Source organism: Rouxiella sp. S1S-2 (assembly GCF_009208105.1).
Lineage (GTDB): Bacteria > Pseudomonadota > Gammaproteobacteria > Enterobacterales > Enterobacteriaceae > Rouxiella.
On the sequence record NZ_WFKL01000001.1, the window covers coordinates 2865063 to 2890943 of the forward strand.

Here is a 25881-nt window from a genome sequence, read left to right on the forward strand (position 1 = left end):
AAAATTTGTTTTTTTAAGTTAATTAAAGCTGGGTAATAAAGACTGTACCGCCGCTGGCCAGAATTCACGGCTGGCCCACAGGCGCATATTTTCGACGTCCGGTGCCATCAGGCGGTCGCGCTCAAGGAAGGCGACTTTTTCGCGCACCGCGCTGATTTCGCCCTCCATCACTGCCGAACTTTTTAGCGGACGGTTAAAATCGATGCCCTGCACCGCTGCCATAGCTTCAATGCCCACGACCACGGCAGTGTTAAAGCACATGTCGCCTAGGCGACGGGCGGCGTAAGTGGCCATTGACACGTGGTCTTCCTGATTGGCGGAGGTTGGCAGGCTATCTACGCTGCCGGGGTGCGCCAGAGACTTGTTCTCTGAGGCCAGTGCGGCGGCGGTGACTTGCGCAATCATAAAGCCAGAGTTAACGCCGCCGTCGTTGACCAAAAATGCCGGCAGGCCTGAAAGACCCGTATCGAGCAGCAGCGCAAGCCGACGTTCCGAAATAGCGCCTATCTCAGCCACCGCTAGCGCGATGATATCGGCGGCAAAGGCCACCGGCTCGGCGTGGAAGTTACCGCCGGAAATTACGTCCCCGGTTTCGGCAAACACCAGCGGGTTATCTGACGCCGCGTTGGCTTCAATCTGCAAAATACGCGCTGAATGTTTAAGGTTATCAAGGCACGCCCCCATCACCTGCGGCACGCAGCGAATGGAGTATGGGTCCTGCACGCGGCCGCAGTTAGCGTGTGAAGTGACAATGTCACTGCCCTCCAGCAATTTCGCCACCGCCGCCGCCACTGCAATCTGGCCTTCCTGACCGCGCGCCTCATGAATACGCGGATCTAAAGGTTTAACTGACCCCTGAATCGCCTCCAGCGACAGCGCACCCGCCACCAAACCCGCCGCAAAGACGCGCTCGCCTTCAAACAGACCGCGCAGCGCGAGTGACGTGGAAACCTGCGTGCCGTTTAACAGTGCCAGTCCCTCTTTTGGCCCCAACACGAACGGTTCAAGCCCCACAGTAGCCAAACCCTCTATTGCAGAAACTTTTTCACCGTTAACGCGCACTTCACCTTCCCCAATCAGCATCAGCGAAAGGTGTGCAAGCGGGGCCAGGTCACCGGATGCGCCCACTGACCCTTTTTCAGGAATACATGGCATCACACCGGCGTTAAACAGCGTAATCAGCGCCTCGATGACGTCAATACGAATGCCGGAGTGGCCGCGAGACAGGCTCAGCACTTTGGTTGCCATCACCAGACGCACCACGTTATCGGGCAGATCTGCGCCTATGCCAACGCTGTGCGAGAGCACCAGATTGCGCTGCAGCTCGGCCAGGCGTTCGGCGGGAATGCTGGTTTGCGCCAGTTTGCCAAAGCCGGTATTAATTCCATAAACCACGCGTCCCTGCTCGACAATGCGCTTGACCGTTTCCTGCGAGGCCAGCACGTTGGCGCGAGCTGAATCAGCCAGTTCTATGCGCACATTGCCCTGATAAATCTTACGCAGCGTGGACAAATCAACCTGACCGGGTTGCAGATGGCAAAGTGTCATATCTGTGGATGAAGAAGCCATAATCTATTCCTGTATAGACAAGTTAGGGTAAACAAAATCCCGGTCTTGCACCTCTCCGGGGATTTTGTTGCTTTGCGGGTTTTTCACCCGCCTTTTAGTGTTCCTGCGTCTGCAATGTTTCGACGCGGATCTCTTCCGTGACTCGCGCTTTGAGATCCATAAACTCTGGCGACGTTTTTAGACGATAGTCACGCGGATGCGGGAAATCGACCGCCACCTCTGTTTTAATTCTTCCGGGACGGGCGCTGAAAATAGCCACTTTGTTAGCCATAAAAATCGCCTCGTCAATATCGTGGGTCACAAACAGCACCGTTTTTCGCGACGACTCCCAAATCGACAACAGCAGCTCTTGCATCATCACGCGGGTCTGATTGTCCAGCGCGCCAAACGGCTCGTCCATCAGCAAGATTTTCGGGTCATTGGCCAGTGCGCGGGCAATGGCGGTCCGCTGCTGCATGCCGCCGGAAAGCTGGCGCGGAAAGTGGTGCTCAAAGCCGCGCAGGCCGACCTTATTAATGAAGTAGTCGCTGCGCTCCTTTTGCGCCGCCTTGCTAACCCCCCTTTCTTCTAGGCCGAAGCAAATATTTTGCTGCACGCTCAGCCACGGAAACAGAGTATAACTTTGGAACACCATGCCACGATCGGCACCCGGACCCTCCACCCGCTCGCCGTCGAGCCACACTTCGCCACGCGTTGGCTGGTCTAGCCCGGCCACAATACGCAGCAGCGTAGATTTGCCGCAGCCCGACGGACCGAGAATAGTAATAAAGTCGTTCTCGTTAACCTGATAGTCCACCGGCAGCAGTGCCTGCGTTTTCTCGCCTTTTGGTCCGGTAAAAATGCGCTCCACCTGACGAACGCTCAGTTTTGGATGATTCATTTCAGCGAACTCCAGACAAACATGCGACGGTTGGCCGCTTTAAACAGGAAATCTGACAACAAACCAATGCAGCCGATGACGATAATGCCGAAAATCATCTGTCCGGTATTGAGCATCGCCTGACTGTCGACAATCATGTGTCCGATACCGCTGGAAGAGCCAATTAGCTCGGCGACGATGACATAAGTCCAGGCCCAACCGAGTACTAAACGCAGCAACTCGGCCACTTCAGGTGCCGCACCGGGAATAATCACCCGACGCACTACGCTGCGGTTGGTCGCACCTAAGGTATACGCGGCCTCGACCAAATCACGACGCGCGGCGCCCACTGTCACCGCCACCATCAGGGTTATCTGGAAAAACGAACCGATGAAAATCACCAGAATCTTTTGCATCTCGCCGATACCGGCCCACAGGATCAGCAAAGGCACAAATGCCGACGCGGGCAGATAGCGACAAAATGAGACAAACGGCTCGAAAAAGGCCTCGATAAGCTTATATGATCCCATCAAAATACCCAGCGGTACGGCAATAATAGAGGCTAATACAAAGCCCCCCAAAACGCGCATCACTGTCATACCAATGTCGTTAGCAAAATTGAACTGGGTGAACAGAAGCCAGCCTTCCTCCAGCATGCTGGCCGGATTGGCCAGAAAAGTCGGAGACACCGCGCCGGTAAAGGTCACCAGCGCCCAGGCGGCAAAAAACACCACAAAGAAACAAAAGCCAAGAAACCAGCGCTGACGCGCAGCAACCGGTCGCAGCGGAACCATCATTGGGTTGTGCCACACCTTTTTGCTTGCCGGCAACGGTGCTGGCTCGCGTTGAACTGACCCAGATAGGTTCTGCGCGATATCAGTAACAGAACGTTGCATTAACGCCTCCTTCTGGCTGTTCACTATTTCGCGACCGTGGCGTTATTGACGAACTGCGGGTCAAATAAGGTGCTGATGTCCGGCGTTTTACGCAAAATTTTCATCTGCGTCAGCAGTGTTGCCGCTTCTTTACTGAAGCTGGTTATTTCACCGCTGAAGAATTTTTTATTTTGGTCGAGGTCCTGCCAGCGCAGATAGCTCGATTCCTCTGCAAACTGCTTGCCGGTTTCCTTCACCGCCGCACCCATGATTTCATTTGATTTTTCAGGGTCTTTCTTAATCATTTCCAGCGCTTCAAAATAGCTATTGACCAGCGCCTGCGCGGCTTTAGGATTCTTTTCAAGGAAGGTTGGCGTACAGCCCAGGGTGTCCATCACCATCGGATACTGCAGGGTAGTAGCCAGAATTTTTCCCTTGTCAGGACTCTGGCGAATGCTAGACAGATAAGGCTCATAGGTCACGGCGGCGTCGTTCTGACCGGCGATAAAGGCGTGTGCGGCGGCGTCTGGCCCCAGCGTTGCAAGCTTGACGTCTTTCATGGTCATGCCGTTTTTATCGAGTATCCACGCCAGCAGGAAGTAGGAAGAGGTGCCGGGTGCATCAACGCCAACAGTCTTGCCTTTAAGGTCGCTAATTTTATTAATGCCCTGGCGCGTGGCAATGCCATCTGCACCATAGGACTTATCAAGCTGCACAATCTGCTTGATAGGCACACCGGCTGCGTTCCAGGTCAAATAGGTTTCTACGGTAGTGGCAGCGCACTGTAGCGAACCGGAGGCAATCGCCAGGTGACGAGACTGCTGTGGCACCATTTTAAGGGTGACGTCCAGACCATTTTTCTTGAAGATCCCAGCCTTATCGGCCAGCGTAAGAGGGGCAAAACCTGTCCAACCAGAAATACCAATCGCCACCGGCGTATCTGCCGCGTGTGCCGCACCGGCGCTAGCGCAGCCGAAGGTCACGGCCAAACTCAATAAGGTAAAAGATTTTTTCAGTCCGGCTTTGGAAAATTTTTTGCTCATTTGCCACTCCTGTCGAAAGTACCTGTCTTGATATAATTGGCTCTTTAAATCATAAACCGAGCCTCTGTCTATTCTTGTCTATACAAGTTAGTCATTACATTAAGGCAAAGTTTATGCCAATTATTAATTGAGGCCTTTACTCGGGCCAGGAACTTAAGAATCCGCGTTCCAACGTTGCCAATGATGACGAAATGGATAACGAAATTGTGTCTGAAAAAATTACTTGCCACCGTGATGGTTTAATTCGGTGCACACCGCGCGCCATTTTGGCGCACAGCCCGGGGTTCACAGCGGCACAATTGCCGCCCACAACAGTTGGCTGTCGGCGCCTTGCGTTGTGAGCAGCAGTTCAAGGGTCACATCCTGAGCGTTCGTCCACACTACCCCCTGTCCGGCGGTAAGGGTTTTCTCACTCTGTAGCAGCCACTCGCCTTTGAGCACCAGCAGCACGCCGCCCATCAGCAGTGGCGCACAAAAATTATCAGTTTTCGCAGTAACCACCGAACGGCAGGTGCCGCGACGGGTCATGATGTTGAAATCGGTGGTCACGCCGCCGGTCAGGCGTGACATCAACGCCACGTCGCCAGAGAAGGCGAAAGGCTCGGCTGGCGTCGTCAGGTGTTTATCGACCACGCCTTCGGCAAACAGATGCGCCCCCTCACCGGTTAGCAACGTAATTGATCGGTCGATACCGGGAAACGCCGAGAACGGGCCATCCTGCGCGAGGGTCGCAATGCTGGCGCGCCAGTTAAAGTCGCTGGCGTCCTGCGGGGTGCTGATTATTTCCCGCGTTTCGCCGCCGCCGTTGCGCCACGGGGTGACCGGCAGGCTGTTGATGCTGAAAAACGTCAGGCTATCGTGAAGCGATGACACTGGGCTCATACCGACTCCTACTCCTGGCCGAGAAGCTTAAGCAACGCGAGGAAATCCGCCGCCGCTTCGGCCTGCTGCGGATGGCGTCCATCAATAATTTTAGCCTCTCCGGCAACCCACACGTCTCTAATTTGTGAGACATCACCGGCAAAAATAAAGCGATTAAGCAGCTGTGCGTCGTCTGCGGCCGCCAGATAAGGACTGTCGTTATCGAGCACTAGCCAGTCTGCACGATAGCCTTTCTCAAGCTTGCCAATTGCCGTCCCGCAGGCCTGCGCGCCGCCCGCCAGCGCTTGGGTGTAAAGCACGTCGCCAACGGAGGCATTATTAGCTGTAGTCAGTCGATTACGACGGGTATCACGCAGCCGCTGCCCGTATTCAAACCAGCGTAGCTCTTCAATTACACTAAGCGAAACGTGGCTGTCAGTACCGATTCCCCAGCGGCCAGCGTGGGCGAGATAATCAACCCCTGGGAAAATGCCGTCACCCAGATTGGCCTCGGTGGTGGGGCACAGTCCTGCCACGGCACCGCTAGTCGCCAGCTGTTTAAGTTCGAATGCGTCGGGATGTGTCGCGTGTATCAGGCACCAGCGCGCATCAATCTCGAGATTGTCGAACAGCCATGCAATAGGCCTTTGTCCACTCCAGGCCAGTGAGTCATTGACCTCTTTCACCTGCTCGGAAATGTGAATATGCACCGGCAGCTGCGCATCGCTTGCGCCAAGTACCTGCTGCATCTGCTCCAGCGAAACGGCACGCAATGAGTGAAAACACAGGCCCTGATTTTGGGTGGTTTTATGGGCAATCTGTTTGGCGATAATCTGCTGCTGGGTTAAATAGCTGTCGACGTTTTGAATGAATCGACGCTGGCCGTGCTGCGGCGCTTGAGCACCAAAACCGGCATAGCTATACAGCACAGGTAGCATAGTGAGACCGATGCCCGCCTGCTCGGCGGCATGGCTAAGATGCGCCGTCATTTCACCGCGGTCAGCATAAGCTTTGCCTTCGGTATCATGGTGCAGATAGTGGAATTCGGCGACCTGGGTATAACCGCCCTTCAACATTTCGATATACAGCTGGCGAGCAATGACGCCTACCTGCAGTGGCGTTAAACGACCAACCATACGGTACATCAGCTCGCGCCAGGTCCAGAAACTGTCCTGCGGATCGCCGGCAACCTCAGCAAGACCGGCCATCACGCGCTGAAATGCGTGCGAATGAAGATTTGGCATGCCGGGAATAACCGGACCTTTCAACCGCGTACAGCCTTCATCGCTGGCGTCGGCGACGACTTCATTGATATAGCCCGTGGTGTTAACATCAAAGCGGACGTTGTGTGCCCAGCCGCTGGGTAATAGCGCGCGAGAGGCAAAATATGCAGGCATAGCTGTGGTCCTGATTAGGTTGAAGTTCTTGATTGATTAAAAAACGGCAAAATAGACATTTTGATCCAACTTTTGAGACTTTATTCACCAACTTGTCTATACATATACATACGCCACGGAGAACTGTAAACTCTCGATGTCGCATTTTTTTAAAATAAAGTTAATAAGTGAGGTGAGTGGCATGTCAGACCAACCGTTGTCCGAACAACAGGTGGTGTCACAACAAATCTTGTCGCAGCTGTCTGCGGCGATAAGCGATACCCCGGCCCCGATTTATCAGCGCGTTAAACAGGCGATAATCGGTCAAATTCGCGCGGGCGTATGGCAACCTCACCAACGCGTGCCGTCAGAAAGCGAATTGGTTAATGAACTCAGCGTCAGCAGAATGACCATCAACCGTGCACTGCGCGAGCTGACCAGTGAGGGGTTTTTAATTCGTATGCAGGGCGTGGGCACCTTTGTGGCCGAGGCAAAAGCCTATACGCCGATGCTCGAAGTGCATAACATCGCCGATGAAATTGCCGAACGCGGCCACCGCCATAGCAGTAAAATACTGGTGTGCGAAGCCCGTCCTGCCGATGCGGAACAGGCATTGCAGCTTGGCATCGCGCGTGGCGAACAGATGTTCTATTCACAAATTGTGCACTTTGAGAATGATATTCCGGTGCAAATTGAAGACCGTTTTGTGAACCCTAAAACGGCCCCAGACTATTTGCAGCAGGTCTACAGCAACAAAACGCCCTACGATTATTTGATGAAAGTTGCGCCGCTCACCTCGGGCGAGCATCGCGTGGAAGCCGTGAGCGCCAGCGCCTCCCAAAGTTCACACCTGCAGTTGAAAGAGCATGAGCCGTGTCTGCTTATCCACCGCCGCACCTGGAGTGGCAATCAGGTGGTTACCTCGGCAAGACTTCTTTACCCCGGTTCGCGCTACCAACTGTTTGGCCGCTTCACCAGCCACGGCTAAGTTGATGCGTCACGGTAAATTATAAGTAAAAGCTATTGCTGCCGTGCTTGCCGCCTGATGTTTTATGCGCTAGCTTGTCTTTGGTTGTCTATACAAGACACGTTTTTGTCAGGAGAGTCTCATGGCGGCACCCTTGCATTCCGAGTCCTCGTTCGAGGGAAAAATTCACTGCGACAGCCTGTGGTTTGGTGCGGATTTAGTAACCCTGCGCGACGGGCGCTACAGCATCATTGAAAACGGCGCAATGGCGGTAAAAGACGGTAAAATTCTATGGATTGGGCCGCTCAGCGAATGCCCTGATTTCTCGGCTCCACAGCGCACTGATTTTGGCGGCGGCATCGTCACCCCCGGTTTTATTGACTGCCATACTCATCTGGTGTTTGGGGGCGACCGCAGCGCGGAGTTCGAGCAGCGCCTCAACGGCGTGAGCTATGCCGACATTGCCGCTCAGGGCGGCGGAATTCTCTCCACTGTCAATGCTACCCGCAGCGCTACCCACCAACAACTGCTTGAACAAGCTGAATTCCGCCTGCGTCCGCTGCTGGCAGAAGGCGTGACATGCATCGAAATTAAATCAGGCTACGGGCTTAGCGAAGAGAGCGAGCTGAAAATGCTGCGGGTGATCCGCGAGCTGGGCGCCACACAGCCGGTTGAAGTCACGTCAACCTGCCTAGCCGCGCACGCGGTTCCGCCTGAGTACAAAGGCAAAGCCGATGATTATATCGACCTGATTTGTGAAAGCCTGCTACCGAAGGTGGCAGCAGAAGATTTAGCCGATGCGGTAGACGCGTTTTGCGAACATTTAGCCTTTTCACCGGATCAGGTTGAGCGTGTGTTTAACAAAGCGACGGCTCTCGGACTGCCGGTGAAACTGCATGCCGAACAGCTCTCCTCTTTGCACGGCAGCACACTGGCGGCTCGTCATCACGCGCTTTCTGCCGATCATCTTGAATACGCGACGGAAACGGACGTCCAGGCGATGGCGGCCAGCGGCACCGTTGCTGTACTGCTGCCAGGTGCTTTTTATCTACTGCGTGAAACACAGTGTCCGCCGGTGGAACTGTTCCGCCGCTATGGCGTGCCTATGGCGCTGGCCAGCGATGCAAATCCGGGCACCTCTCCGGCGCTGTCGCTGCGCCTGATGCTCAATATGGCCTGCACGCTGTTTCGCATGACGCCCGAAGAAGCACTGGCGGGCATTACCTGCCACGGCGCTAAAGCGTTAGGGTTGCAGGACACGCACGGCACGTTAGAGGCTAACAAGGTTGCAGACTTTGTGCACTGGCCGTTGGCGCGTCCGGCAGAACTGGTTTATTGGTTGGGTGGACAACTGCCCTGCACTGTTGTTTATCGAGGAGAAATTCGTTTATGAGTATTGCCAGCCCGTTCCAGTTTATTCAGGGTAGCGCACCGCTGTTGATAAGCATTCCCCACGCCGGTACCCGCCTGACGCCGGAAGTGGCCAGCGGCCTGAGCGACGACGCCCTGCCGCTTTCCGATACCGATTGGCATATTCCCGAGCTTTATGATTTTGCCAAACAGCTGGGGGCCAGCATTATTATCGGTCAGTATTCGCGCTTTGTAATTGATCTAAATCGACCGGCCGATGACAAACCGCTTTACACCACGGCAACCACTGGGCTTTATCCCGATACGCTGTTCGACGGTCGCCCGACCTTTAAGGCAGGCCAGCAGCCAACGGATGCCGAGCGTCAGACTTATCTCGACGAAATTTGGCAGCCGTATCACCAGAAAATTCAGCAGGAGCTGGCCAGCATCAAACAGAAATTTGGTTATGCCATGCTGTTTGACGCCCACTCGATAGCTTCTGTCATTCCGCGCCTGTTCGACGGACAATTACCCGATTTAAATTTGGGAACTAACAGCGGTGAAAGTTGTGCAGCGGAACTGATTGACGTGGTTGAGGCATGCTGTGATGCGCAGAGTCAGTTTACGCACGTGCTAAATGGGCGTTTTAAAGGCGGATACATCACCCGCGCCTATGGTCAACCGGAGACTCATCAGCACGCCATTCAACTCGAGTTGGCGCAGTGTAATTACATGGACGAGATTGAGCCTTATCCTTACGCACCGGCGAAGGCCGAGCAGCTACAAGCCGTGCTTAAACCGATGCTCAGTGGCATGCTGCAGTGGGGCAATAAGCAGTATGGTTGAATCTGCATGACCTGTTGACGACTTCCCCCCGTTTTACAGCGGGGGAAGGCGGGGATGGGGGAGCAAAAAAGTCTGCCCCCCTGCTTATTCATTAAACAGCCGGTCGTAAACGTGCTGCAAGTGCGACTGCATGGCTTTTTTTGCCGCAATCGGATCACGCCCCAATATTGCATCGGTAATGGCCTGATGATCGGCATTCATCTGCAGCGGGAAATCAGTTTCGGCGTAGTGCGATTCCAGGCGAACAAAGCGCGCCGACTCCCGCTTGTTCCACAAGTATTCCATCATGTCGCGCAGGACTTCATTACCGGTCATCTCGCTAATCTGTAAATGAAAGCGCTTATCCTCTTCCAGAAAAACCCGATTATTAATACTCAGGTGGGTCAGTTCCCGATTGATTTCTGCCAGCTTTTCACGCTGGTCATCAGTGCCATTCAACGCCGCAAGCTCGGCGGTGGTGCACTCATAAATTTGACGTGCTTTAATCAACGACTGCAGACTGAACTCTTCTTCAACCGCACTGCTCTGCTGCGAGGGTAATGGATTATTAACGTAAACGCCGTTACCGGTGCGGATCTCGACCCAGCCGGTTATCTCAAGGGCTATCAGCGCTTCACGAATCGATGAACGACTGACCCCAAGCTGCTTGGCGAGGTCGCGCTCTGAGGGGATCATTTGGCCCGGAAGAAATTGCCCACCGTTGATATAGCCAATCAGTAAATTAGAAATTTGCCGGTAAAGTCTTTCTACTTTTAGCGTTGGTAATTCCATTTATTTCCCCGATTTGATTTCAGCTATCTACCTGATTTGTTTTCGACTTTCAAATCGATGCAGGCCGCACTTGCCAATATTTATGACGTTATCATAACGCCAAAAGCTAGCCCACGTCGCCTTTAGCCTATTAAAACGGAAGTTCAATATTGCAGGATTGATCACATTAATTTGTTTAATACTGCTCAATTATACACAGGCCTGATGGCCTGACCAGCAGACGATTGGGCCGGCAGGCATTTCTATTACCGCCTCTACGATAAAAACATAAATAAGGACAGGCTATGCAAGCTTCTTCTCTGGGCAGCGTACTGCCGGAAAACATCGCCAGATCGAACAAAATAAAACGCATCCAAACCGTTTCACTTACCCTGCTGTTCTTGGCCGGGATTATCAACTTTCTCGACCGCGGTTCACTTTCGATTGCTAATCAGGCGATCCGCAGTGACCTAGGCCTTTCTGCCACCGAATTTGGTTTTCTGCTGTCGGCATTTTCTCTCTCCTACGGCATTTCTCAACTGCCGAGTGGCATCCTGCTCGACCGCTTCGGGCCGCGCATTGTGCTCGGCGGTGGCCTGCTGTTTTGGTCGGTGATGCAGGCGCTGGCAGGAAGCGTTAACAGTTTTAGTCATTTCATTATGCTGCGCATCGGGCTTGGCATAGGTGAAGCACCGTTTATGCCCAGCGGTGTAAAAGTGGTCAATGACTGGTTTAATGTTAAAAAGCGTGGCCTGCCGATGGGGATCTTTAACTCATCAACTACATTAGGTCAGGCGTTTGCACCGCCAATTCTGGTTGCGCTGATGCTGGCCTTCGGTTGGCGAATGATGTTTGTGATCATCGGCGTGGCGGGGATTGCTATCGCCGTTTGCTGGTATGTATGGTATCGCAATCGCGAACAGCTGAACCTGTCAGCGGAAGATACCGCCTATCTTGACCAAGGCAGCAAGCCCACGATAAAAACGCGCCTAAGCCTGCGCGAATGGGGATCGCTTTTTAAACGCCGCACCGTGTGGGGCATGATCCTCGGCTTTAGCGGCGTTAACTATACCGGCTGGCTTTATCTGGCTTGGTTACCCGGCTATTTACAAGCCGAACGTGGCCTGAGTCTGGCCAATACAGGCTGGGTTGCGGCGATACCTTTCCTGTTTGGCTCTTTGGGTATGTTGGTCAACGGCGTAGTTGCTGACCGGTTGGCAAACAAGGGTTATTCGCTGTTAAAAAGCCGCAAGACACTGATTTGCTTCGGGCTGGTCTGCTCGGCGGCGTGCACTCTGCTGGTCATTCAGTCATCCAGTACCGCCATGGCAGTGGCCTTTATCAGTCTGGCACTGTTCTTTATTCACTTTGCCGGCACCTCTGCCTGGGGACTGGTTCAAATCATTGCACCTTCACGCATGGTGGCCTCAGTGAGCAGTATTCAGAACTTCGGCAGCTTTATTTTTGCCTCTTTTGCACCGATCGTCACCGGATGGGTGCTCGATACAACCGGCTCGTTTAACTGGGCATTAGTGGTGTGCTCGTGCGTCACCTTTGCCGGTGCGCTGTCATATTTCTTTATCGTGAAAGACCCTATCGAATCGGCCGAGGCCGTCTAAACATTGGTAGCGGCGACTTTGCCGCTACCTTGCATTAATGAGGAGTTAAAAATGGAACAAACATGGCGCTGGTATGGCCCTAACGATCCGGTTTCGCTCGACGATGTGCGTCAGGCTGGCGCAACCGGTGTAGTCACCGCACTGCACCACATTGCCAACGGTGAGGTTTGGCCGGTCGAGGCGATTAAACAGCGGCAGGCAGAATTGGCGGAAAAAGGATTAGTCTGGTCAGTGGTCGAGAGTATTCCGGTGCATGAAGAGATTAAAACCCGCAGCGGGAAGTGTGAACAGCACATCGCCAACTATCAGCAGTCGCTGCGCAATCTTGCCGCCTGTGGTATCACCACCATTTGCTACAATTTTATGCCGGTACTTGACTGGACCCGCACCGATCTGGGCTACCTGCTGCCCGACGGCTCACGCGCGCTGCGTTTTGACCAGACCGCCTTCGCGGCCTTTGAACTGCACATTTTGCAGCGCGACGGCGCGGAGAAAGACTATTCTGCCGATGAGCAACGTCAGGCGACAGAATATTTTGCCTCCATGTCAGAGCAAGAGGTCGAGACGCTGACTGCGAACATTATCGCCGGTCTACCTGGCGCTGAAGAGGGCTACACGCTGGACCAGTTCCGCGCGCGTTTAGCAACTTATGACGGCATCGACAAGGCCGGTTTGCGCGAAAATCTGGCCTATTTCCTGCGTGCCATCGTACCGATTGCCGAGCAGCACGGCCTGCGTCTGGCGGTACATCCTGATGACCCACCGCGCCCTATCCTCGGCCTGCCACGCATCGTTTCAACCATTGAAGATATGCACTGGCTGAAAGAAACGGTGGACAGCGTGCACAACGGGTTTACCTTTTGCACCGGTTCGTACGGCGTTCGTGAAGACAACGACCTGGTAAAAATGCTCGATACCTTCGCCGACCGGGTTCATTTTATTCATCTACGCGCCACGTCGCGTGAAAGTACGCCGGGCAGCTTTCATGAGGCAGATCACCTTGACGGCGACGTGGATATGGTGGCGATTATCAAATCGATTCTTACCGAGGAGCAGCGTCGCCGAGGTGCCAATGATTTGCGCCCGATTCCGATGCGTCCGGATCACGGCCACCAGATGCTTGACGACCTGAAGAAGAAAACCAATCCAGGATACTCAGCGATAGGTCGATTACGTGGACTTGCTGAACTGAGGGGCGTTGAACGGGCGTTAAAGCAGACGTTATGGCTCTGATTTTTATCTAAAAATTTTTTATCGCAAAAATTCAAAGTTTAAATCTTAACAGCATTGAACACTGAGAATATTTTGCAGTTTTAATGTTTCAATGGGCATTTAGCACGCAGCGACGCAACCGGGCAAGAGGTGGAAAGCGCCACCTCTTGCATCTCTGCGCTTATGTCCTCATTTATGAATGCCATTCTCATGTTTGTAGTGTTTATCAGCAACATCGAGCGTGGCAGTCTCAATTCGTCAATTGAGTTTTAAATAAAAGTTTAATCGGGATTCAGGTCGTTTTCTTACTTCTGAAAAAAATCAGAAATTACACTAACCTTTAGGAAAAACTCTGAATAAAATCATAAGCGGTACAATAAACCCTTCTTTTATACCCCTTTCCTGATGACCATAAATTCATTCCGAACAGCCTGATTTTGATAACCACCTCTCAGTCCACGGTTCACAGTCCTGATAAGATAAAAACCTGTGACTTATAATAACTGCCCATTAATTGCATACAGGATTTTAATAGACGATCAAAGCTTACATCTTCATCGGAATAAATATTATGTCGCATCAACACGATAAAACCAAAAAAAACACGCTATCATCAGGAGGGGAAATGTATTCTATAGGAAAAAATACGGTCTGCACTTCAGCACCTGTCGCAAAGCTCTCCTCTGCAGCATTAACAATGGCGAGTGTTCCTTCAAGGATAAATTCTATTAATCCGTCACAGGTATTCGGTCCGCTATCTAACCATCCTGAACCTTTCACTCAACCGTCAGGTTACAGCGGACATCAGCATGTTTATAAGCAGTCAATGATGTCAGTAGGAACTCGGCCGTTTCCTGCGATACGCCAGATGGGAGAACATACTAGAACATCTTTCCCTGACCCTCTCACGAGCAGAGATCGACGTAAACAACAAGCCCCCCGTAGGGTTCCTCAAGCTAAAAATGAACCTGGACAAAGTAAAAGTAATAAAATCACTCCAGATGAGTTCTCTAAGAACCGCATGAAATACATCAGCCTCTTAACAACTAAATTCAATTATTTGGTCAAGAAATCTGAACGTGAGAGAAACACCACACCTCATAGTGAAAGACTTATGCTTACGACGGCCCTTTTATATCACTTACCTATTGAAAACCACAGTGTAGTATCTGAAATAGCAAAAGGAACGTATCTTGATGAAGGAATAATGCTGGCTGCAGTTCCTGCTATCCTTGCAAAGTATAAAAAAAACAAATTAAATAACTCACTTTTAGAAAAATGGATGGATTTACCGGTTAAAAAAATAAGTGATAAAAAACTGACAATAATGAGCGCTAAAGGATCATCAAAAATAGACGACATTGCAGCCCATATGCAATCCCCTCCAACAATGAGTACATTTCAAAAACGGCCTAAAGAAGTTGAGGTTATTACACTCTCGGATTCTTCTGACTCAGATTGTTTGACTCAAACTTCAATATTGAAAGAGAAAAGTTTTAACTTTAATAAGCAGCTGAGATATGTAAAGAGTAACGTAAACGCATATGAAATACTGAAATTTTCTAAATCCGTTATTGGTATAACTCAAGACGACGCTTATTCAAGCGGAAAGTTTATTCCAAACACCATTGTTTCATCAATTGACAAGCTTAACGAATTAGGCCTGATTGAAGAGAGCAAGGGCAGGTTTTATTTGTCAGACTCAGGAGTTAGCATCTTAAAGGCACTAAAAACATCCTCTAAAAGAAGCGAAATTTGACGCAGAGGTTGCCGCTTTTTATCTGATGCTAATTTTGACGGACTGGGACATACGCTGTATGAGGGAATCATAGGGGTCTTGGCGCAGCCCAGTAAGCGCAGAGCATGCCTTTGACCCCATCCTTATGAAACTCAACGTTTTTTAAGGGTTACTCCCCCCACGTGCGTTCTAAAACATTCACCCAGTTCTTGTGGCAAATATTTTCCAGCACCTGCTGGTTGTATCCGGCGCTACGCAGTGCGGCAACCAGCTTGGTCAGGCCTCGCACGTCAACCATGTCCGGTGTCAGGGTTACGCCATCAAAATCAGAGCCGAACCCAACGTTGTTTTCACCCAATTTTTCAACCAGATAATCAACGTGGCGCACCATTTCGTCAACCGTGGCGTCAGCCGATTTTTGGCCATCTTCGCGCAGGAATGACATGCCGAAATTAACGCCAACAAAGCCGTTGCTCTCTTTAATAGCCGCAAGCTGTTTGTCAGTAAGGTTGCGCGATTGAGCACTCAAGGTATGCGCGTTGGAGTGGCTGGCCACCAGCGGTGCATCACTGTGTTGCGCGACCTGCCAAAAGCCTTTTTCATCGAGGTGCGACAGGTCGACCATAATGCGTTTCTGGTTGCAGGCCTTTACCAGCTTGATGCCCAACTCGGTAAGACCTGGGCCAATGTCCGGCGTTGAAGGGAATTTGAACGGCACGCCGTGGCCAAAAATGTTTGGTCGGCTCCAGACCGGTCCAATCGAGCGCAGGCCCATGGCGTAAAACACGTCGAGCAGGTAAAGGTCGGGGTCAATCGCCTCCGCGCCTTCAATATGCATAACTACAGCTAATGCCTGATTTTGTATCGACTGACGAATTTCTGCGGCGTTTCGGCAGATTTTTACCGCGCCTGCGGAAGCTTTTTCAATGCGCAGTAAAAACGCCATCATGCCAATTGTGATGTCGCGCGCAGAATTCAAATCTGGTGTAGGAGAAAAATCAGGATGTTTATTAACACCTTCGAGCAAGAATCGAGTGTCTATACCCGAACTCGGCACGATACTTGCTTGATCAGCTAAGTCAGGGAACGTTGGAGAAGGTACATAGGCCGCAAACAGGCCTCCAGCAAAGCCTGCCTCACGACAGCGCGACAGGTCCATTTGTCCGCAAGCGGGTCCTTCGAGGAATGCCTGCTCTGGATTTTGGCGATGATTTAACCAAAGTTGCATTAAAACATCGTTATGTCCGTCAAATACCGGCACCAGGCTTTCAGTTTCATTGACTTTGCTATTCATAAAAAAGGTCTACCCTTGGTTAAGCACGACAGGAATCAATCAGCCCTCGCTCTTAAAAGGTGCAATTCGTTTCTGAATCGCACCAATGATGAGCAGGATTTCACATTACATTTTCTTGTGAAAAACGGCGCATGCTGGCGCAGCTGTGATGGCGTCCATTAGAGACAAAGCGCAGCGAACAAGTCAAGGGCTAGACATCATAATTTTAAATTTTAAGCATATATATCAACACGATGGGAGTCATCATGGTCACAAGGCGTAATTTTATTACCGGTTTTTCAGCCATTCCAGTTTTATCATATTTGAGTTTCAACAACGTTTTTGCCGCCACCCCAAAATCGATATTGGTGATGGCAATTCAGTTGGACATCATTACCAGCCTTGACCCGCATGAATCCTTCGAATCCGTCGGCAGCGAAGTGACCGGCAATATGTATCAACAACTGGTGAAACCCAAGCTCAGCGCCGCAGACGAAATTGAAGGCGATCTGGCCCTGTCGTGGACCACCTCAGACGATAAAAAAACCTTCACCTTTAAAATGGATCCGAAAGCCAAATTTGCTGACGGCACGCCGGTAACTGCTTCAGATGCCGCCTTCTCGCTGCAGCGCGTCGTTAAGCTTGATAAAAGTCCCGCCTACATCATCAACCAGTTTGGTTACACCAAAGACAACGTTGAACAGCTGATCACCGCCCCTGACGAGCAAACGCTGGTGATTACCACGACTGAACCGGCGTCTGAGTCCTTCCTCCTTTACTGTTTGTCGGCCAACGTTGGCAGCATCGTGCAAAAAACCGCCTGTATGACCAATCAGAAAGGCGACGACCTGGGTAATGCCTGGCTGAAGACCAACAGCGCCGGATCCGGTGCCTTTAAGCTGCGGACCTGGAAGGTCAGTGAAACGGTTATTCTTGAAAGTAATAAAAACAACCCGCACGCCGGTAAGATTGAGCGCGTGATTATGCGCCACATCGTTGACCCCTCTGCACAACTGCTGATGCTGCAAAAAGGCGATATTGATATTGCGCGTAATCTGACGACCGAGCAGCTGCGTCCGCTAAAAGATGACAAAAATTTCACGCTGGTGCAGAAAGGTATTGCGGGTACGTTGATGGTTTCAGGCAACGTGGCGCACCCTAATCTGTCCAAACCGCAGGTTTGGCAGGCGATTAAATGGGCGATTGATTATGAAGGTATTCAACAACACATCATTCCATTGACCCACAAGATTCATCAGAGCTTCCTGCCAGAAGGTTTCCCCGCGGCGGTGAACACCATTATGTACAAACGCGACGTGGCTAAAGCCAAAGCGCTGCTGGCCGAAGCCGGATTCCCTAATGGTTTTGAGATAACGCTCGACCATTACTCCGCCTCGCCGTCTACCGATATCGCGCAGGCCATTCAGTCAAATCTGGGCGAAATCGGCATTAAAGTCACGCTGCTGGCCGCAGAAAGCCGTCAGGTTCTGACCAAGATGCGCGCCCGTCAACAGCAACTGGCACTTACCCAGTGGGGTGCCGACTATTTTGACCCCAACTCTAACGCCGAAGCGTTCTGCAGCAACCCTGACAACAGCGACAAAGCCAAGAGCCGGACGCTGGCGTGGCGCTGCAGCTGGCAGGACAAGACAATTTCCGACCTCAGCACTAAGGCGCTGCACGAGTCAGATCCCGCCACCCGCATTAAGCTTTATGAACAACTGCAGACACAGCATATGGAAACCAGTCCGTTTATGATTATGTTCCAGCCTACGCTGACCGCCGCCTGCCGCCACGACATCACTGGCGTGGTATTGACTGTCATGAGCACCAGCCCATACGAGAAGGTTGTTAAAGCGTGAGCAAGAGACTCAATAGTTTTCTGAGTACCTGCATCAGCGTTTGTCTTACTTTGTTTGGCCTGTCGGTTATTACCTTCTTCATTGGCAGGGTAATGCCGACAGATCCGGTGCTGGCCGCAGTGGGCGATAATGCGCCGGAGTCGGTGGTCGAACGTGTACGTCATGAAATGGGGTTGGATCAGCCCCTGTGGATGCAGTTTTTACACTATCTCAGCCAGTTGGCGCACGGCGACCTCGGCCGCTCTGCGCTAACCTCCAATCTGGTCACCAGTGATATTGCGCGCTACTTCCCCGCTACGCTCGAGCTTGCCACCGCCGCGATTATTATCGCGGCGGTCATCGGCATTCCGCTTGGCGTATGGGCGGCAACGCGTCAGGGAAGCTGGATTGACCAGACCATTCGCGTGGTGTGCCTCGCGGGACACTCGTTGCCGGTATTCGTGCTGGCGTTACTCAGCCTGCTGATTTTCTATTCAGTACTGGGTATTGCACCGGGACCGGGCCGCCAGGACATCATTTATCAGGACATGATCCCGCAGGTGACCGGACTGCTCACGGTGGACTCGCTGCTGGCGGGAGACACCGGTGCGTTCTGGGATGCGCTGGCGCACATGGTGCAGCCGGTGCTGATTCTGGCCTATTTCAGCATGGCCTATATCACCCGAATGACCCGCACCTTCATGCTCAACGCACTCAGCGGGGAATACGTGATAACCGCGCGTGCCAAAGGGCTGTCTGCCCGTCGGGTTATCTGGAAGCATGCGTTCCCGACGGTCGGCGTTCAGCTGATTACCGTGCTGGCGCTGACCTATGCCGGGCTGCTTGAGGGCGCGGTGGTGACAGAAAATGTCTTCTCGTGGCCGGGTCTCGGCCAGTACCTCACTGTTTCGCTAATGAATGCCGACATGAACCCGGTCATCGGTTCTACCTTGCTGATTGGCGCCATTTATGTGCTGCTCAATCTGCTGGCCGACCTTCTCTATCGACTTCTGGATCCTCGCGTAAAATGAACAGCTTAACTTCAAGACCGGGGTCTCGGGCCTGGCTGCTCGATGAAACTCCTAAAACACGCACGCAGGCCGTATGGGGCAGGCGCTACCGCATCTGGCTCGGTTTACGGTCTAATCCGCTGGCGCTGATTGGCCTCATCACCGTGCTCATCGTGTTGGCGATTTCGCTCTGTGCGCCGCTGCTCACCCAATATCATCCGGGGGATCAGGATCTCGCAAACCGACTGGCCAAACCTTCTGCACTGCATCTTCTGGGCACTGACGAACTGGGCCGCGACACGCTGAGCCGCATACTTTACGGCGGTCGCATCACCCTCGGCATGGTCATTATCGTGGTCGCGATTGTGGCCCCGCTCGGTCTGCTGATTGGCTGCGTGGCAGGTTATGCGGGCGGGTTGATTGACCGTATTCTGATGCGTATCACCGACGTGTTTCTGGCTTTCCCACGTTTGATTTTGGCGCTGGCCTTCGTGGCCGCATTAAGGCCCGGCATAGAGAGCGCGATACTCGCGATTGCCCTCACCGCTTGGCCGCCCTACGCGCGTCTCGCCCGCGCTGAAACCATGCAGGTGCGCGGCACGGACTATATCGCCGCCTGCCGCTTAACCGGCGCAACGCCAGCGCGCATCATCATGCGTCACATCATGCCACTGTGCGTGCCGAGTCTGGTGGTGCGCGTGACGCTGGATATGAGTTCAATCATTATCACCGCCGCCAGCCTGGGCTTTTTGGGCATGGGCGCACAGCCGCCTTCGCCGGAATGGGGTGCGATGATTGCCACCGCGCGCCGTTTCCTGTTTAGCGAATGGTGGGTGCCGCTTATTCCGGCTATCGCTATTTTTGTCACCTCGTTGGCCTTTAACTTTCTCGGCGATGGTTTACGTGACGTCCTCGATCCTAAGGAACGCTAATGCTGGTCGATATCAAGAACTTACATATCACTTTTGAAACTCGCAGCGGCAGCTTTGACGCCGTGCGCGGGGTCTCCTTTTCACTGGGCAAAGAGAAGCTCGGCATCGTGGGTGAAAGCGGATCGGGCAAGTCACTGACCGCTCGCTGCCTGATGAACCTGCTACCTTCCAGCGCCAAGTGCCGCGCCGACACCCTATCATTTGATGGCATTGACCTGCGCAACGCCAGCGAAAAGCAGATGCGGCAGATCCGCGGCAAGCGCGTTGGCTTCATTTTGCAGGACCCGAAATACTCGCTGCATCCCGTGATGTCGATTGGTAAACAGGTGGCAGAAGCCTGGCAAACGCACAAAGGCGGCAGCAAGAAACAGGCCATGGAAGCGGCTATTGACCTGCTAGATCAGGTAAAAATTCGTGATCCGCACAAGGTGGCGCAGCGCTATGCCCACGAAGTATCGGGCGGCATGGGCCAGAGGGTGATGATTGCCATGATGTTGGCGCCAGACCCAGAATTAATGATTGCCGACGAACCCACCAGCGCACTCGATGCCACGGTGCAGGCCGAAATTTTGCGCCTGCTTGATGATTTGGTTTCCAGCCGCGGCATGGGCCTGATTTTGATCAGCCACGACCTGCCGCTGGTGTCGAAGTTTTGCGACCGGGTGGCGGTCATGTACGCCGGACGCATTGTTGAAACGCTGCAAGCCGGTGATCTTCGCCATGCTCAACACCCTTACACCCGCGGACTGCTGGAGTGCCTGCCCTCCCTGCTGCACCCAAGGGACCGGTTGCCGATTTTGGTACGCGACGAGGCGTGGAAAACATCATGATTAATTTAGATCAACTGCGCATCTCTTTCGGCGATACCGAGGTGGTGAAAGGCGTCAGTTTTAACGTTGCCAACGGCGAGAGCTTTGGCATTGTCGGCGAAAGCGGCTCGGGTAAATCTACCATTTTGCGCGCGCTGGCCGGGCTTAATCAGCACTGGTCGGGCACGATGGACATCGGCGGTGAACCGCAGTTGCCCAAACGCCCAAAGCGCTTTTATCGTCGTGTGCAAATGGTGTTTCAAGACCCCTACGGCTCGCTGCATCCCCGTCAAACCATCGACCGTATATTGGCCGAACCGCTCGAGGTGCACGGCTTTCTTAATATCGAAAAACGTATTGCCGATGCGCTCAATGAAGTGGCGCTGCCGCAGAGTGTTCGCTTTCGTTTTCCGCATCAGCTCTCAGGCGGCCAGCGTCAACGCGTGGCGATTGCCCGTGCCTTAATCTCTGAACCTCAAATTTTGCTGCTCGATGAACCGACGTCCGCACTCGACGTTTCGGTTCAGGCCGAGATTTTGAACCTGTTGACTGACATCCGTGAGCAAAAGAAATTGACCTATGTGCTGGTCACCCACAATTTAGCGGTGGTAACGCATCTTTGCACCAGAATTGGAGTGATGATCGGTGGTCAAATGGTTGAGCTTGTAAGTGCGAACGATCTACGGGCGGGTAACGTGACACATCCGCATACGGCCGAGCTCAGGAAACTAAGCCTGAACCTCGAAGAACCGGAAATCGATTAAGGCTTAACCCACACTATTAGTCTATCAAACGCCCTTGGCCCCGGCTTCAGGGCGTTTGGCAGAGCAAAATATGGAGACAGGAATGACTTCCACAGCTTCAGTAAATTGGCAAGCAGCACGCTCTGCAGCAAAAAAGATAGCCGACCGTTGGAACCAGCCTGGTGAACCGGGCGGTGCAATTACTCTGTTTGACGCCGCTGAGTTACAGGGAGAGGCCTGCGGCGGTCTGGCGAATTTGACCACTCAAACACCTTTTGCCATTGACAGCGTTGTGCGCTACGCGTCGGTAACTAAGCATATTTTTGCCGCGCTGGCCCTCTTGCGCAGCGATGCGGGTTTATCGAGCGACGATACGCTGGGTCAATACTTGCCGCAGCTTAAAGCGCCGATGTCGCAGGTGACTGTCGGTCAGGCGTTAGACATGACCGGCGGTTTACCTGACGTGCGCGAGACCCTCTCCCTGCTAGGGGTTTCGGTTTATAACGTCACCGACGCCGAGGCACTGATTGATTTTCTGGCCACCGACGGCAGTCTGAATTTCCCCGCAGGGACCGAAATATCTTATTCGAACACCGGCTATCGTTTAGTCGAAACCATTCTGAAGCAGGAAGGTATTTTGTTCGAAGACTTGCTGCAAAGGCATATTGCTCAACCGCTTGATATTGCCTTTCACGCCCCCGAAACCTGGTTTGATATTGTCCCTAATTTGGTCCCCGGCTATTGGAAGTCCGCAGATGGCTGGAAAACCTCCAGCGCCGGTCTGCACCTTTCGGCGTCAGGCAGCCTGACCGGCAGTTTGCGTTCGCTGTCGAGCTGGTTGCAAAGCCTGTTGAAAGACAGCGGTCCCGGTGCTGGCGTACTTAAGCACTTAAGCCAACCTCGCGCGCTCAATGACGGCACGCCAACCGCCTATGGATTAGGCATCACGCATTCTAAAATTGGCGAGCATCAGCTATTAGGTCACGGCGGCTCTCACGCCGGGTACAAAACCTATTTCCTGCTGCATCCCGCGCATAAAATTGGCGTGGCGCTGGTGTCGAATCGCGAAGATACCGCCTCCTACACGGCGCTGCTCGAGGTGATGTCTGCCCTGCTTGACACGCCGCTTCCGGCAAGAAGTACGGCACTGGTCAACGGACTGTATGCCAGCCAGGCCGAACCTTATTGGCTTAACGTTACCGACGGCGTCGCCAGCTATTTGGGTGCAGCCGAGAATCTTTATCAGGATGAAGATGGCAGCGCTGTTTCACTTTCTGCCCACCTGCCGATGCGTTTGCAGATGAAAGGCAGCGCCATTGAGGGTGAGATTGGCTTGGCGAAGCGTTATTTTACACCGGTAGAACCAAATGATTGCCTGCATCTCATTCAGGGCCGCTGGTTCCATCCAGAGTCAAAAGCCGCGTTTGATATTGAGGGCGACAGGCTAATGATGGGTGTTGGCCCGCTGCGCGCCAGTGGAACGCTGACCTCCGTAGGCCAAGGGCGACTGCTGGTAAGTATGCCGGACGGCCCGTGGGAAAAATCGTTCTGCCTTTATTTCCAGGGCTACAACGTGCAGCTGATTTCCAATCGCAGCCGCGTGTTAACCTTCCGCCGCGACGAGTGCCGCATCAGTTGGGAACCGACGGCGTAATTTATACTGCGCGCTGGACAATAAAAACCCCTTATTCAGGTCACTGAGCAAGGGGTTTTTATCACTTGGGTCATGGCTCAGGACAAATACGCCGCGCTGTGAAAATCAATCTCCCACTGCAATACTTGTGCATATAAACCTGAAAGCTGGACCTGCTGTGCTTCGCCGAGAGTGGCCGCGCACTTATCCAACTCGACCTTCAACCAGCTGGCCTGATTGATGAAGGTCTCCTCGGCGTGCATCACTACCCACTCTTTAACGTCGGCATCGGCAATTTCTGCCTGACTCACCCGCTTGCACCAATGGTAATACATCCATTCTGCGCCAAACATCAGCGTGAGTATCTGTGCGTAGCTGCCCGTTTCGGCCACCCGCAGCATGCCCTGACTAAAGCGATAAACCTCGGGCGCGCCGCGCAGGTAACTTTCAGGAGTAACGTCTCTGTGCGACATCACCCGTTCAAAATAGGCGATTTGCTCATTGGCCAGCGCGTCCAACACGCCAATCAACCAGCGCCGATGGGTAATATCCGGTGCTTTAATGACCGCATACGAGAAAATTTCGATGGCGGTTGCCACAAAATCGCCCTCAAATACCAGATACTGATTGAACACCTTTGCTGGCAAAATACCCTGTTCGATATCGGTAACAAAGCGGTGCTGCTGCATCGCCTGCCAAACGTCCTGATTTTCACTCAGTAAACGGTCGGTGAAGCTTGGTTGCTGTGACATGACTTATTCTCCAAGCTCGGCCTGAGCCACCGACATAAAGTGTTTAACTCTTTCCGGCTCCACCTGATTCCACCATACGCCGCCGTATTTCAGGGTACTGGCGACAATCACGCCCTGTGTACGCTGCAAAATTTGGCAGATATTATCGGGGGTTACGCCTGAACCTACCAGCAACGGCAGTGAGGTGGCGGCACGTATTTCGTCAATTTCATCCATAGTGGCGCTGTCGCCAGTGCGCTGGCCGGTGGCAATAACCGCATCCGCCTGGAAGAAGTCTACGTCACGCGTTAGCTCGGTAATCGTGCGATCGGCGACAATGGCGTGGCTACCGTGTTTAACATGGCTGTCGGCAAAGACTTTAATATGTTCGGCCCGCAGTTGGGCGCGATAGCGCAGTGCTTTTGCCGCCGCGCCCTCAATGAACCCTTCGTTGGCGATATAGGCATTAGCCCACTGGTTTACACGAACAAAATCAGCGCCACCTGCCAGCGCAGTAGCCAACGCGGGAATAGCCGCATTCGCCAATACGTTAATGCCCAGCGGACAGCCAAACTCTTTTTTAATCCTGTCGGTAATCACTGACATAAACGCCGCAGTTTCATAACCGATATCTTCCGGTTTAGAAAAAGGAACATCACCGTGATTTTCGATAATTAATCCGTGAACACCCCCGGACAAATAAGCCTGCGCATCACTTAGGGCAACATCCATTATTTGGTTAATCGATTTTCCACGATAATTAGGCGAGCCAGGAAAAGGCTCGCAGTGCACTACACCAATTATTGCTTTACTTCTTGAAAATATCTCTTGTATTGCACTGGTTTTTTCTGCTGATATAGACGCCATTGTATTACTCTCCTCAAGGAATATATTATGCAAGTCTTCGTTATCGGCAACATCAGTGTTGACGAAACCTATTTAATTAATGATTTACCGCAAAAAGGATCGTCTATTCACGGTGCTAAAACCCATCAAGACCTTGGTGGAAAAGGGGCCAATCAGGCAATTATCCTTTCACGCTGTGGCATTAACACTACCCTAATTGCCGCCATCGGCAATGATAATCAAGGCCATTGGTGTAAGGAAAAAATAGAGCAAGAGCGTCTTACTTTACGGCCAAACTCACCCAGAGATTGTCGGACCGACACCTCACTAATATTAAACTGCGCCGACGGCGATAATGCTAACATCACCACCACCACGGCCGCTGATGCATTATCAATTAATGATATCGAGCAAGAGTTGTTATTCTCCAAGCCCGGCGACGTTGTATTACAACAGGGTAACTTTAGTCACCAAAAAACGGAGGCTATTTTTAGCCTTGCGCGTCAAAATGGGCTCATTACCGTGTTTAACCCCTCACCGGTAAAAAATACTTTTGCTGAGCTGCTGCCGCTGATTGATATTTTAGTCGTCAATCAGCTCGAGGCCCAACTGCTAGGCAACACAGCCGATTGCATACTCGCCGCCCACACCTTACTCAATGCCGGTGTGGGTCAAGTCGTGGTTACCCTCGGCGCAGAAGGCTCAATGCTGCTCAATGGAACAGGTCTCACTCACGTCGCCGCAGAGCCGGTAAGTGTTAAAGATACCACCGGTGCCGGCGACACCTTTCTCGCCGTGATGCTCGCCTCTTCACTGCTGCGCCAATCGTCCCTTGCCGCCATAGACCTGCAGCGTGCGGCACTCGCTTCCTCTATCACCATTGGCAGAACTGGCACCCTGAGCGCGTTCCCCACGCAATTCGAACTCGCACAGATGCTTAAATAATCACCGAACCCCCAATAAGTCATTGCCGCTGCAGCAAGGCGGCCAGTAAGTTA

Annotated in this window: 23 protein-coding genes; 13 read left to right on the forward strand and 10 right to left on the reverse strand. The window is 52.6% G+C overall.

Annotation, left to right across the window (positions count from 1 at the left end):
* Nucleotides 1-18: 18 nt before the first annotated feature.
* The 6 genes from hutH to GA565_RS13380 all read right to left on the reverse strand — a co-directional run bounded on the left by hutH (nucleotide 19) and on the right by GA565_RS13380 (nucleotide 6604).
* On the reverse strand, nucleotides 19-1569 hold the full coding sequence (gene hutH / locus GA565_RS13355) for a histidine ammonia-lyase (RefSeq protein ID WP_152198862.1): 1551 nt from the start codon (nucleotides 1567-1569) through the stop codon (nucleotides 19-21).
* A 94-nt stretch (nucleotides 1570-1663) separates the two neighbouring features.
* Entirely contained in the window at nucleotides 1664-2449 is a 786-nt protein-coding gene (locus tag GA565_RS13360) for an ABC transporter ATP-binding protein (RefSeq protein WP_152198863.1), read from the reverse strand.
* Nucleotides 2446-3222 carry an ABC transporter permease gene (locus tag GA565_RS13365; RefSeq protein WP_370518098.1) on the reverse strand — a complete coding sequence of 259 codons (777 nt, stop codon included), beginning with the start codon at nucleotides 3220-3222 and terminating at the stop codon, nucleotides 2446-2448. The genes GA565_RS13360 and GA565_RS13365 overlap by 4 nt, the downstream gene beginning before the upstream one ends.
* A 125-nt stretch (nucleotides 3223-3347) precedes the next feature.
* Entirely contained in the window at nucleotides 3348-4346 is a 999-nt protein-coding gene (locus GA565_RS13370) for an ABC transporter substrate-binding protein (protein WP_152198865.1), read from the reverse strand.
* Between the two features lie 285 nt (nucleotides 4347-4631).
* Nucleotides 4632-5228: a HutD family protein gene (locus GA565_RS13375; RefSeq protein ID WP_152198866.1), complete on the reverse strand. Its 597-nt coding sequence runs from the start codon at nucleotides 5226-5228 to the stop codon at nucleotides 4632-4634.
* An 8-nt stretch (nucleotides 5229-5236) separates the two neighbouring features.
* The gene (locus GA565_RS13380; RefSeq protein WP_152198867.1) at nucleotides 5237-6604 is read right to left on the reverse strand and encodes a formimidoylglutamate deiminase; all 1368 of its coding nucleotides are present in this window, start codon (nucleotides 6602-6604) and stop codon (nucleotides 5237-5239) included.
* A 181-nt stretch (nucleotides 6605-6785) separates the two neighbouring features.
* Between GA565_RS13380 and hutC the strand changes: the two genes are divergently transcribed.
* The 3 genes from hutC (at nucleotide 6786) to hutG (ending at nucleotide 9746) form a co-directional block, all read left to right on the forward strand.
* Entirely contained in the window at nucleotides 6786-7571 is a 786-nt protein-coding gene (hutC, locus tag GA565_RS13385) for a histidine utilization repressor (RefSeq protein ID WP_082457423.1), read from the forward strand.
* A 121-nt stretch (nucleotides 7572-7692) separates the two neighbouring features.
* A complete protein-coding gene (hutI, locus tag GA565_RS13390; protein WP_152198868.1) occupies nucleotides 7693-8943 on the forward strand; it encodes an imidazolonepropionase in 1251 nt (416 codons plus the stop codon).
* Entirely contained in the window at nucleotides 8940-9746 is an 807-nt protein-coding gene (gene hutG, locus GA565_RS13395) for an N-formylglutamate deformylase (protein WP_152198869.1), read from the forward strand. Before hutI ends, hutG begins: the two co-directional genes overlap by 4 nt.
* A gap of 84 nt (nucleotides 9747-9830) precedes the next feature.
* Here the strand turns inward: hutG and GA565_RS13400 are convergent, their stop codons facing one another.
* The gene (locus GA565_RS13400) at nucleotides 9831-10517 is read right to left on the reverse strand and encodes a FadR/GntR family transcriptional regulator (protein WP_152198870.1); all 687 of its coding nucleotides are present in this window, start codon (nucleotides 10515-10517) and stop codon (nucleotides 9831-9833) included.
* Nucleotides 10518-10801: 284 nt separating this feature from the next.
* Between GA565_RS13400 and GA565_RS13405 the strand changes: the two genes are divergently transcribed.
* The 3 genes from GA565_RS13405 (at nucleotide 10802) to GA565_RS13415 (ending at nucleotide 15086) form a co-directional block, all read left to right on the forward strand.
* A complete protein-coding gene (locus tag GA565_RS13405; RefSeq protein ID WP_152198871.1) occupies nucleotides 10802-12115 on the forward strand; it encodes an MFS transporter in 1314 nt (437 codons plus the stop codon).
* 51 nt (nucleotides 12116-12166) lie between these two features.
* Nucleotides 12167-13348 (forward strand): mannonate dehydratase, encoded by a 1182-nt coding sequence (gene uxuA, locus GA565_RS13410; RefSeq protein ID WP_152198872.1) that lies wholly within the window; start codon nucleotides 12167-12169, stop codon nucleotides 13346-13348.
* 604 nt (nucleotides 13349-13952) lie between these two features.
* On the forward strand, nucleotides 13953-15086 hold the full coding sequence (locus tag GA565_RS13415; RefSeq protein WP_152198873.1) for a hypothetical protein: 1134 nt from the start codon (nucleotides 13953-13955) through the stop codon (nucleotides 15084-15086).
* Between the two features lie 148 nt (nucleotides 15087-15234).
* On the opposite strand, the gene GA565_RS13420 is transcribed toward GA565_RS13415, so the two are convergent.
* Nucleotides 15235-16359, reverse strand: a complete 1125-nt coding sequence (locus GA565_RS13420; protein ID WP_152198874.1) for a dipeptidase — start codon at nucleotides 16357-16359, stop codon at nucleotides 15235-15237.
* A gap of 245 nt (nucleotides 16360-16604) precedes the next feature.
* On the opposite strand from GA565_RS13420, the gene GA565_RS13425 reads away from it, so the two are divergent.
* From GA565_RS13425 to GA565_RS13450, 6 genes are all read left to right on the forward strand, one after another.
* Complete coding sequence (locus GA565_RS13425) at nucleotides 16605-18200, forward strand: ABC transporter substrate-binding protein (RefSeq protein WP_152198875.1); 1596 nt, start codon at nucleotides 16605-16607, stop codon at nucleotides 18198-18200.
* A complete protein-coding gene (locus GA565_RS13430; protein ID WP_055779760.1) occupies nucleotides 18197-19210 on the forward strand; it encodes an ABC transporter permease in 1014 nt (337 codons plus the stop codon). The genes GA565_RS13425 and GA565_RS13430 overlap by 4 nt, the downstream gene beginning before the upstream one ends.
* Nucleotides 19207-20121 (forward strand): ABC transporter permease, encoded by a 915-nt coding sequence (locus GA565_RS13435; protein WP_152198876.1) that lies wholly within the window; start codon nucleotides 19207-19209, stop codon nucleotides 20119-20121. Before GA565_RS13430 ends, GA565_RS13435 begins: the two co-directional genes overlap by 4 nt.
* Nucleotides 20121-20951: an ABC transporter ATP-binding protein gene (locus tag GA565_RS13440; RefSeq protein ID WP_055779768.1), complete on the forward strand. Its 831-nt coding sequence runs from the start codon at nucleotides 20121-20123 to the stop codon at nucleotides 20949-20951. Before GA565_RS13435 ends, GA565_RS13440 begins: the two co-directional genes overlap by 1 nt.
* Nucleotides 20948-21694 (forward strand): ABC transporter ATP-binding protein, encoded by a 747-nt coding sequence (locus tag GA565_RS13445; RefSeq protein WP_152198877.1) that lies wholly within the window; start codon nucleotides 20948-20950, stop codon nucleotides 21692-21694. Before GA565_RS13440 ends, GA565_RS13445 begins: the two co-directional genes overlap by 4 nt.
* 82 nt (nucleotides 21695-21776) lie before the next feature.
* Nucleotides 21777-23327, forward strand: coding sequence for a serine hydrolase (locus GA565_RS13450; protein ID WP_152198878.1), 1551 nt, complete (start codon nucleotides 21777-21779; stop codon nucleotides 23325-23327).
* A gap of 77 nt (nucleotides 23328-23404) precedes the next feature.
* On the opposite strand, the gene GA565_RS13455 is transcribed toward GA565_RS13450, so the two are convergent.
* Nucleotides 23405-24058, reverse strand: coding sequence for a TenA family protein (locus tag GA565_RS13455; RefSeq protein WP_152198879.1), 654 nt, complete (start codon nucleotides 24056-24058; stop codon nucleotides 23405-23407).
* 3 nt (nucleotides 24059-24061) lie between these two features.
* The gene (locus tag GA565_RS13460) at nucleotides 24062-24904 is read right to left on the reverse strand and encodes a BtpA/SgcQ family protein (protein ID WP_084982800.1); all 843 of its coding nucleotides are present in this window, start codon (nucleotides 24902-24904) and stop codon (nucleotides 24062-24064) included.
* Nucleotides 24905-24931: 27 nt separating this feature from the next.
* On the opposite strand from GA565_RS13460, the gene GA565_RS13465 reads away from it, so the two are divergent.
* Nucleotides 24932-25828, forward strand: coding sequence for a ribokinase (locus GA565_RS13465; RefSeq protein ID WP_152198880.1), 897 nt, complete (start codon nucleotides 24932-24934; stop codon nucleotides 25826-25828).
* Nucleotides 25829-25881 lie beyond the last annotated feature (53 nt).

Coding starts and splice junctions, on each gene's coding strand:
- hutH (WP_152198862.1), bottom strand. CDS start 1,569: ATGGCTTCTTCATCCACAGATATGACACTTTGCCATCTGCAACCCGGT.
- GA565_RS13360 (WP_152198863.1), bottom strand. CDS start 2,449: ATGAATCATCCAAAACTGAGCGTTCGTCAGGTGGAGCGCATTTTTACC.
- GA565_RS13365 (WP_370518098.1), bottom strand. CDS start 3,222: ATGGTTCCGCTGCGACCGGTTGCTGCGCGTCAGCGCTGGTTTCTTGGC.
- GA565_RS13370 (WP_152198865.1), bottom strand. CDS start 4,346: ATGAGCAAAAAATTTTCCAAAGCCGGACTGAAAAAATCTTTTACCTTA.
- GA565_RS13375 (WP_152198866.1), bottom strand. CDS start 5,228: ATGAGCCCAGTGTCATCGCTTCACGATAGCCTGACGTTTTTCAGCATC.
- GA565_RS13380 (WP_152198867.1), bottom strand. CDS start 6,604: ATGCCTGCATATTTTGCCTCTCGCGCGCTATTACCCAGCGGCTGGGCA.
- hutC (WP_082457423.1), top strand. CDS start 6,786: ATGTCAGACCAACCGTTGTCCGAACAACAGGTGGTGTCACAACAAATC.
- hutI (WP_152198868.1), top strand. CDS start 7,693: ATGGCGGCACCCTTGCATTCCGAGTCCTCGTTCGAGGGAAAAATTCAC.
- hutG (WP_152198869.1), top strand. CDS start 8,940: ATGAGTATTGCCAGCCCGTTCCAGTTTATTCAGGGTAGCGCACCGCTG.
- GA565_RS13400 (WP_152198870.1), bottom strand. CDS start 10,517: ATGGAATTACCAACGCTAAAAGTAGAAAGACTTTACCGGCAAATTTCT.
- GA565_RS13405 (WP_152198871.1), top strand. CDS start 10,802: ATGCAAGCTTCTTCTCTGGGCAGCGTACTGCCGGAAAACATCGCCAGA.
- uxuA (WP_152198872.1), top strand. CDS start 12,167: ATGGAACAAACATGGCGCTGGTATGGCCCTAACGATCCGGTTTCGCTC.
- GA565_RS13415 (WP_152198873.1), top strand. CDS start 13,953: ATGTATTCTATAGGAAAAAATACGGTCTGCACTTCAGCACCTGTCGCA.
- GA565_RS13420 (WP_152198874.1), bottom strand. CDS start 16,359: ATGAATAGCAAAGTCAATGAAACTGAAAGCCTGGTGCCGGTATTTGAC.
- GA565_RS13425 (WP_152198875.1), top strand. CDS start 16,605: ATGGTCACAAGGCGTAATTTTATTACCGGTTTTTCAGCCATTCCAGTT.
- GA565_RS13435 (WP_152198876.1), top strand. CDS start 19,207: ATGAACAGCTTAACTTCAAGACCGGGGTCTCGGGCCTGGCTGCTCGAT.
- GA565_RS13440 (WP_055779768.1), top strand. CDS start 20,121: ATGCTGGTCGATATCAAGAACTTACATATCACTTTTGAAACTCGCAGC.
- GA565_RS13445 (WP_152198877.1), top strand. CDS start 20,948: ATGATTAATTTAGATCAACTGCGCATCTCTTTCGGCGATACCGAGGTG.
- GA565_RS13450 (WP_152198878.1), top strand. CDS start 21,777: ATGACTTCCACAGCTTCAGTAAATTGGCAAGCAGCACGCTCTGCAGCA.
- GA565_RS13455 (WP_152198879.1), bottom strand. CDS start 24,058: ATGTCACAGCAACCAAGCTTCACCGACCGTTTACTGAGTGAAAATCAG.
- GA565_RS13460 (WP_084982800.1), bottom strand. CDS start 24,904: ATGGCGTCTATATCAGCAGAAAAAACCAGTGCAATACAAGAGATATTT.
- GA565_RS13465 (WP_152198880.1), top strand. CDS start 24,932: ATGCAAGTCTTCGTTATCGGCAACATCAGTGTTGACGAAACCTATTTA.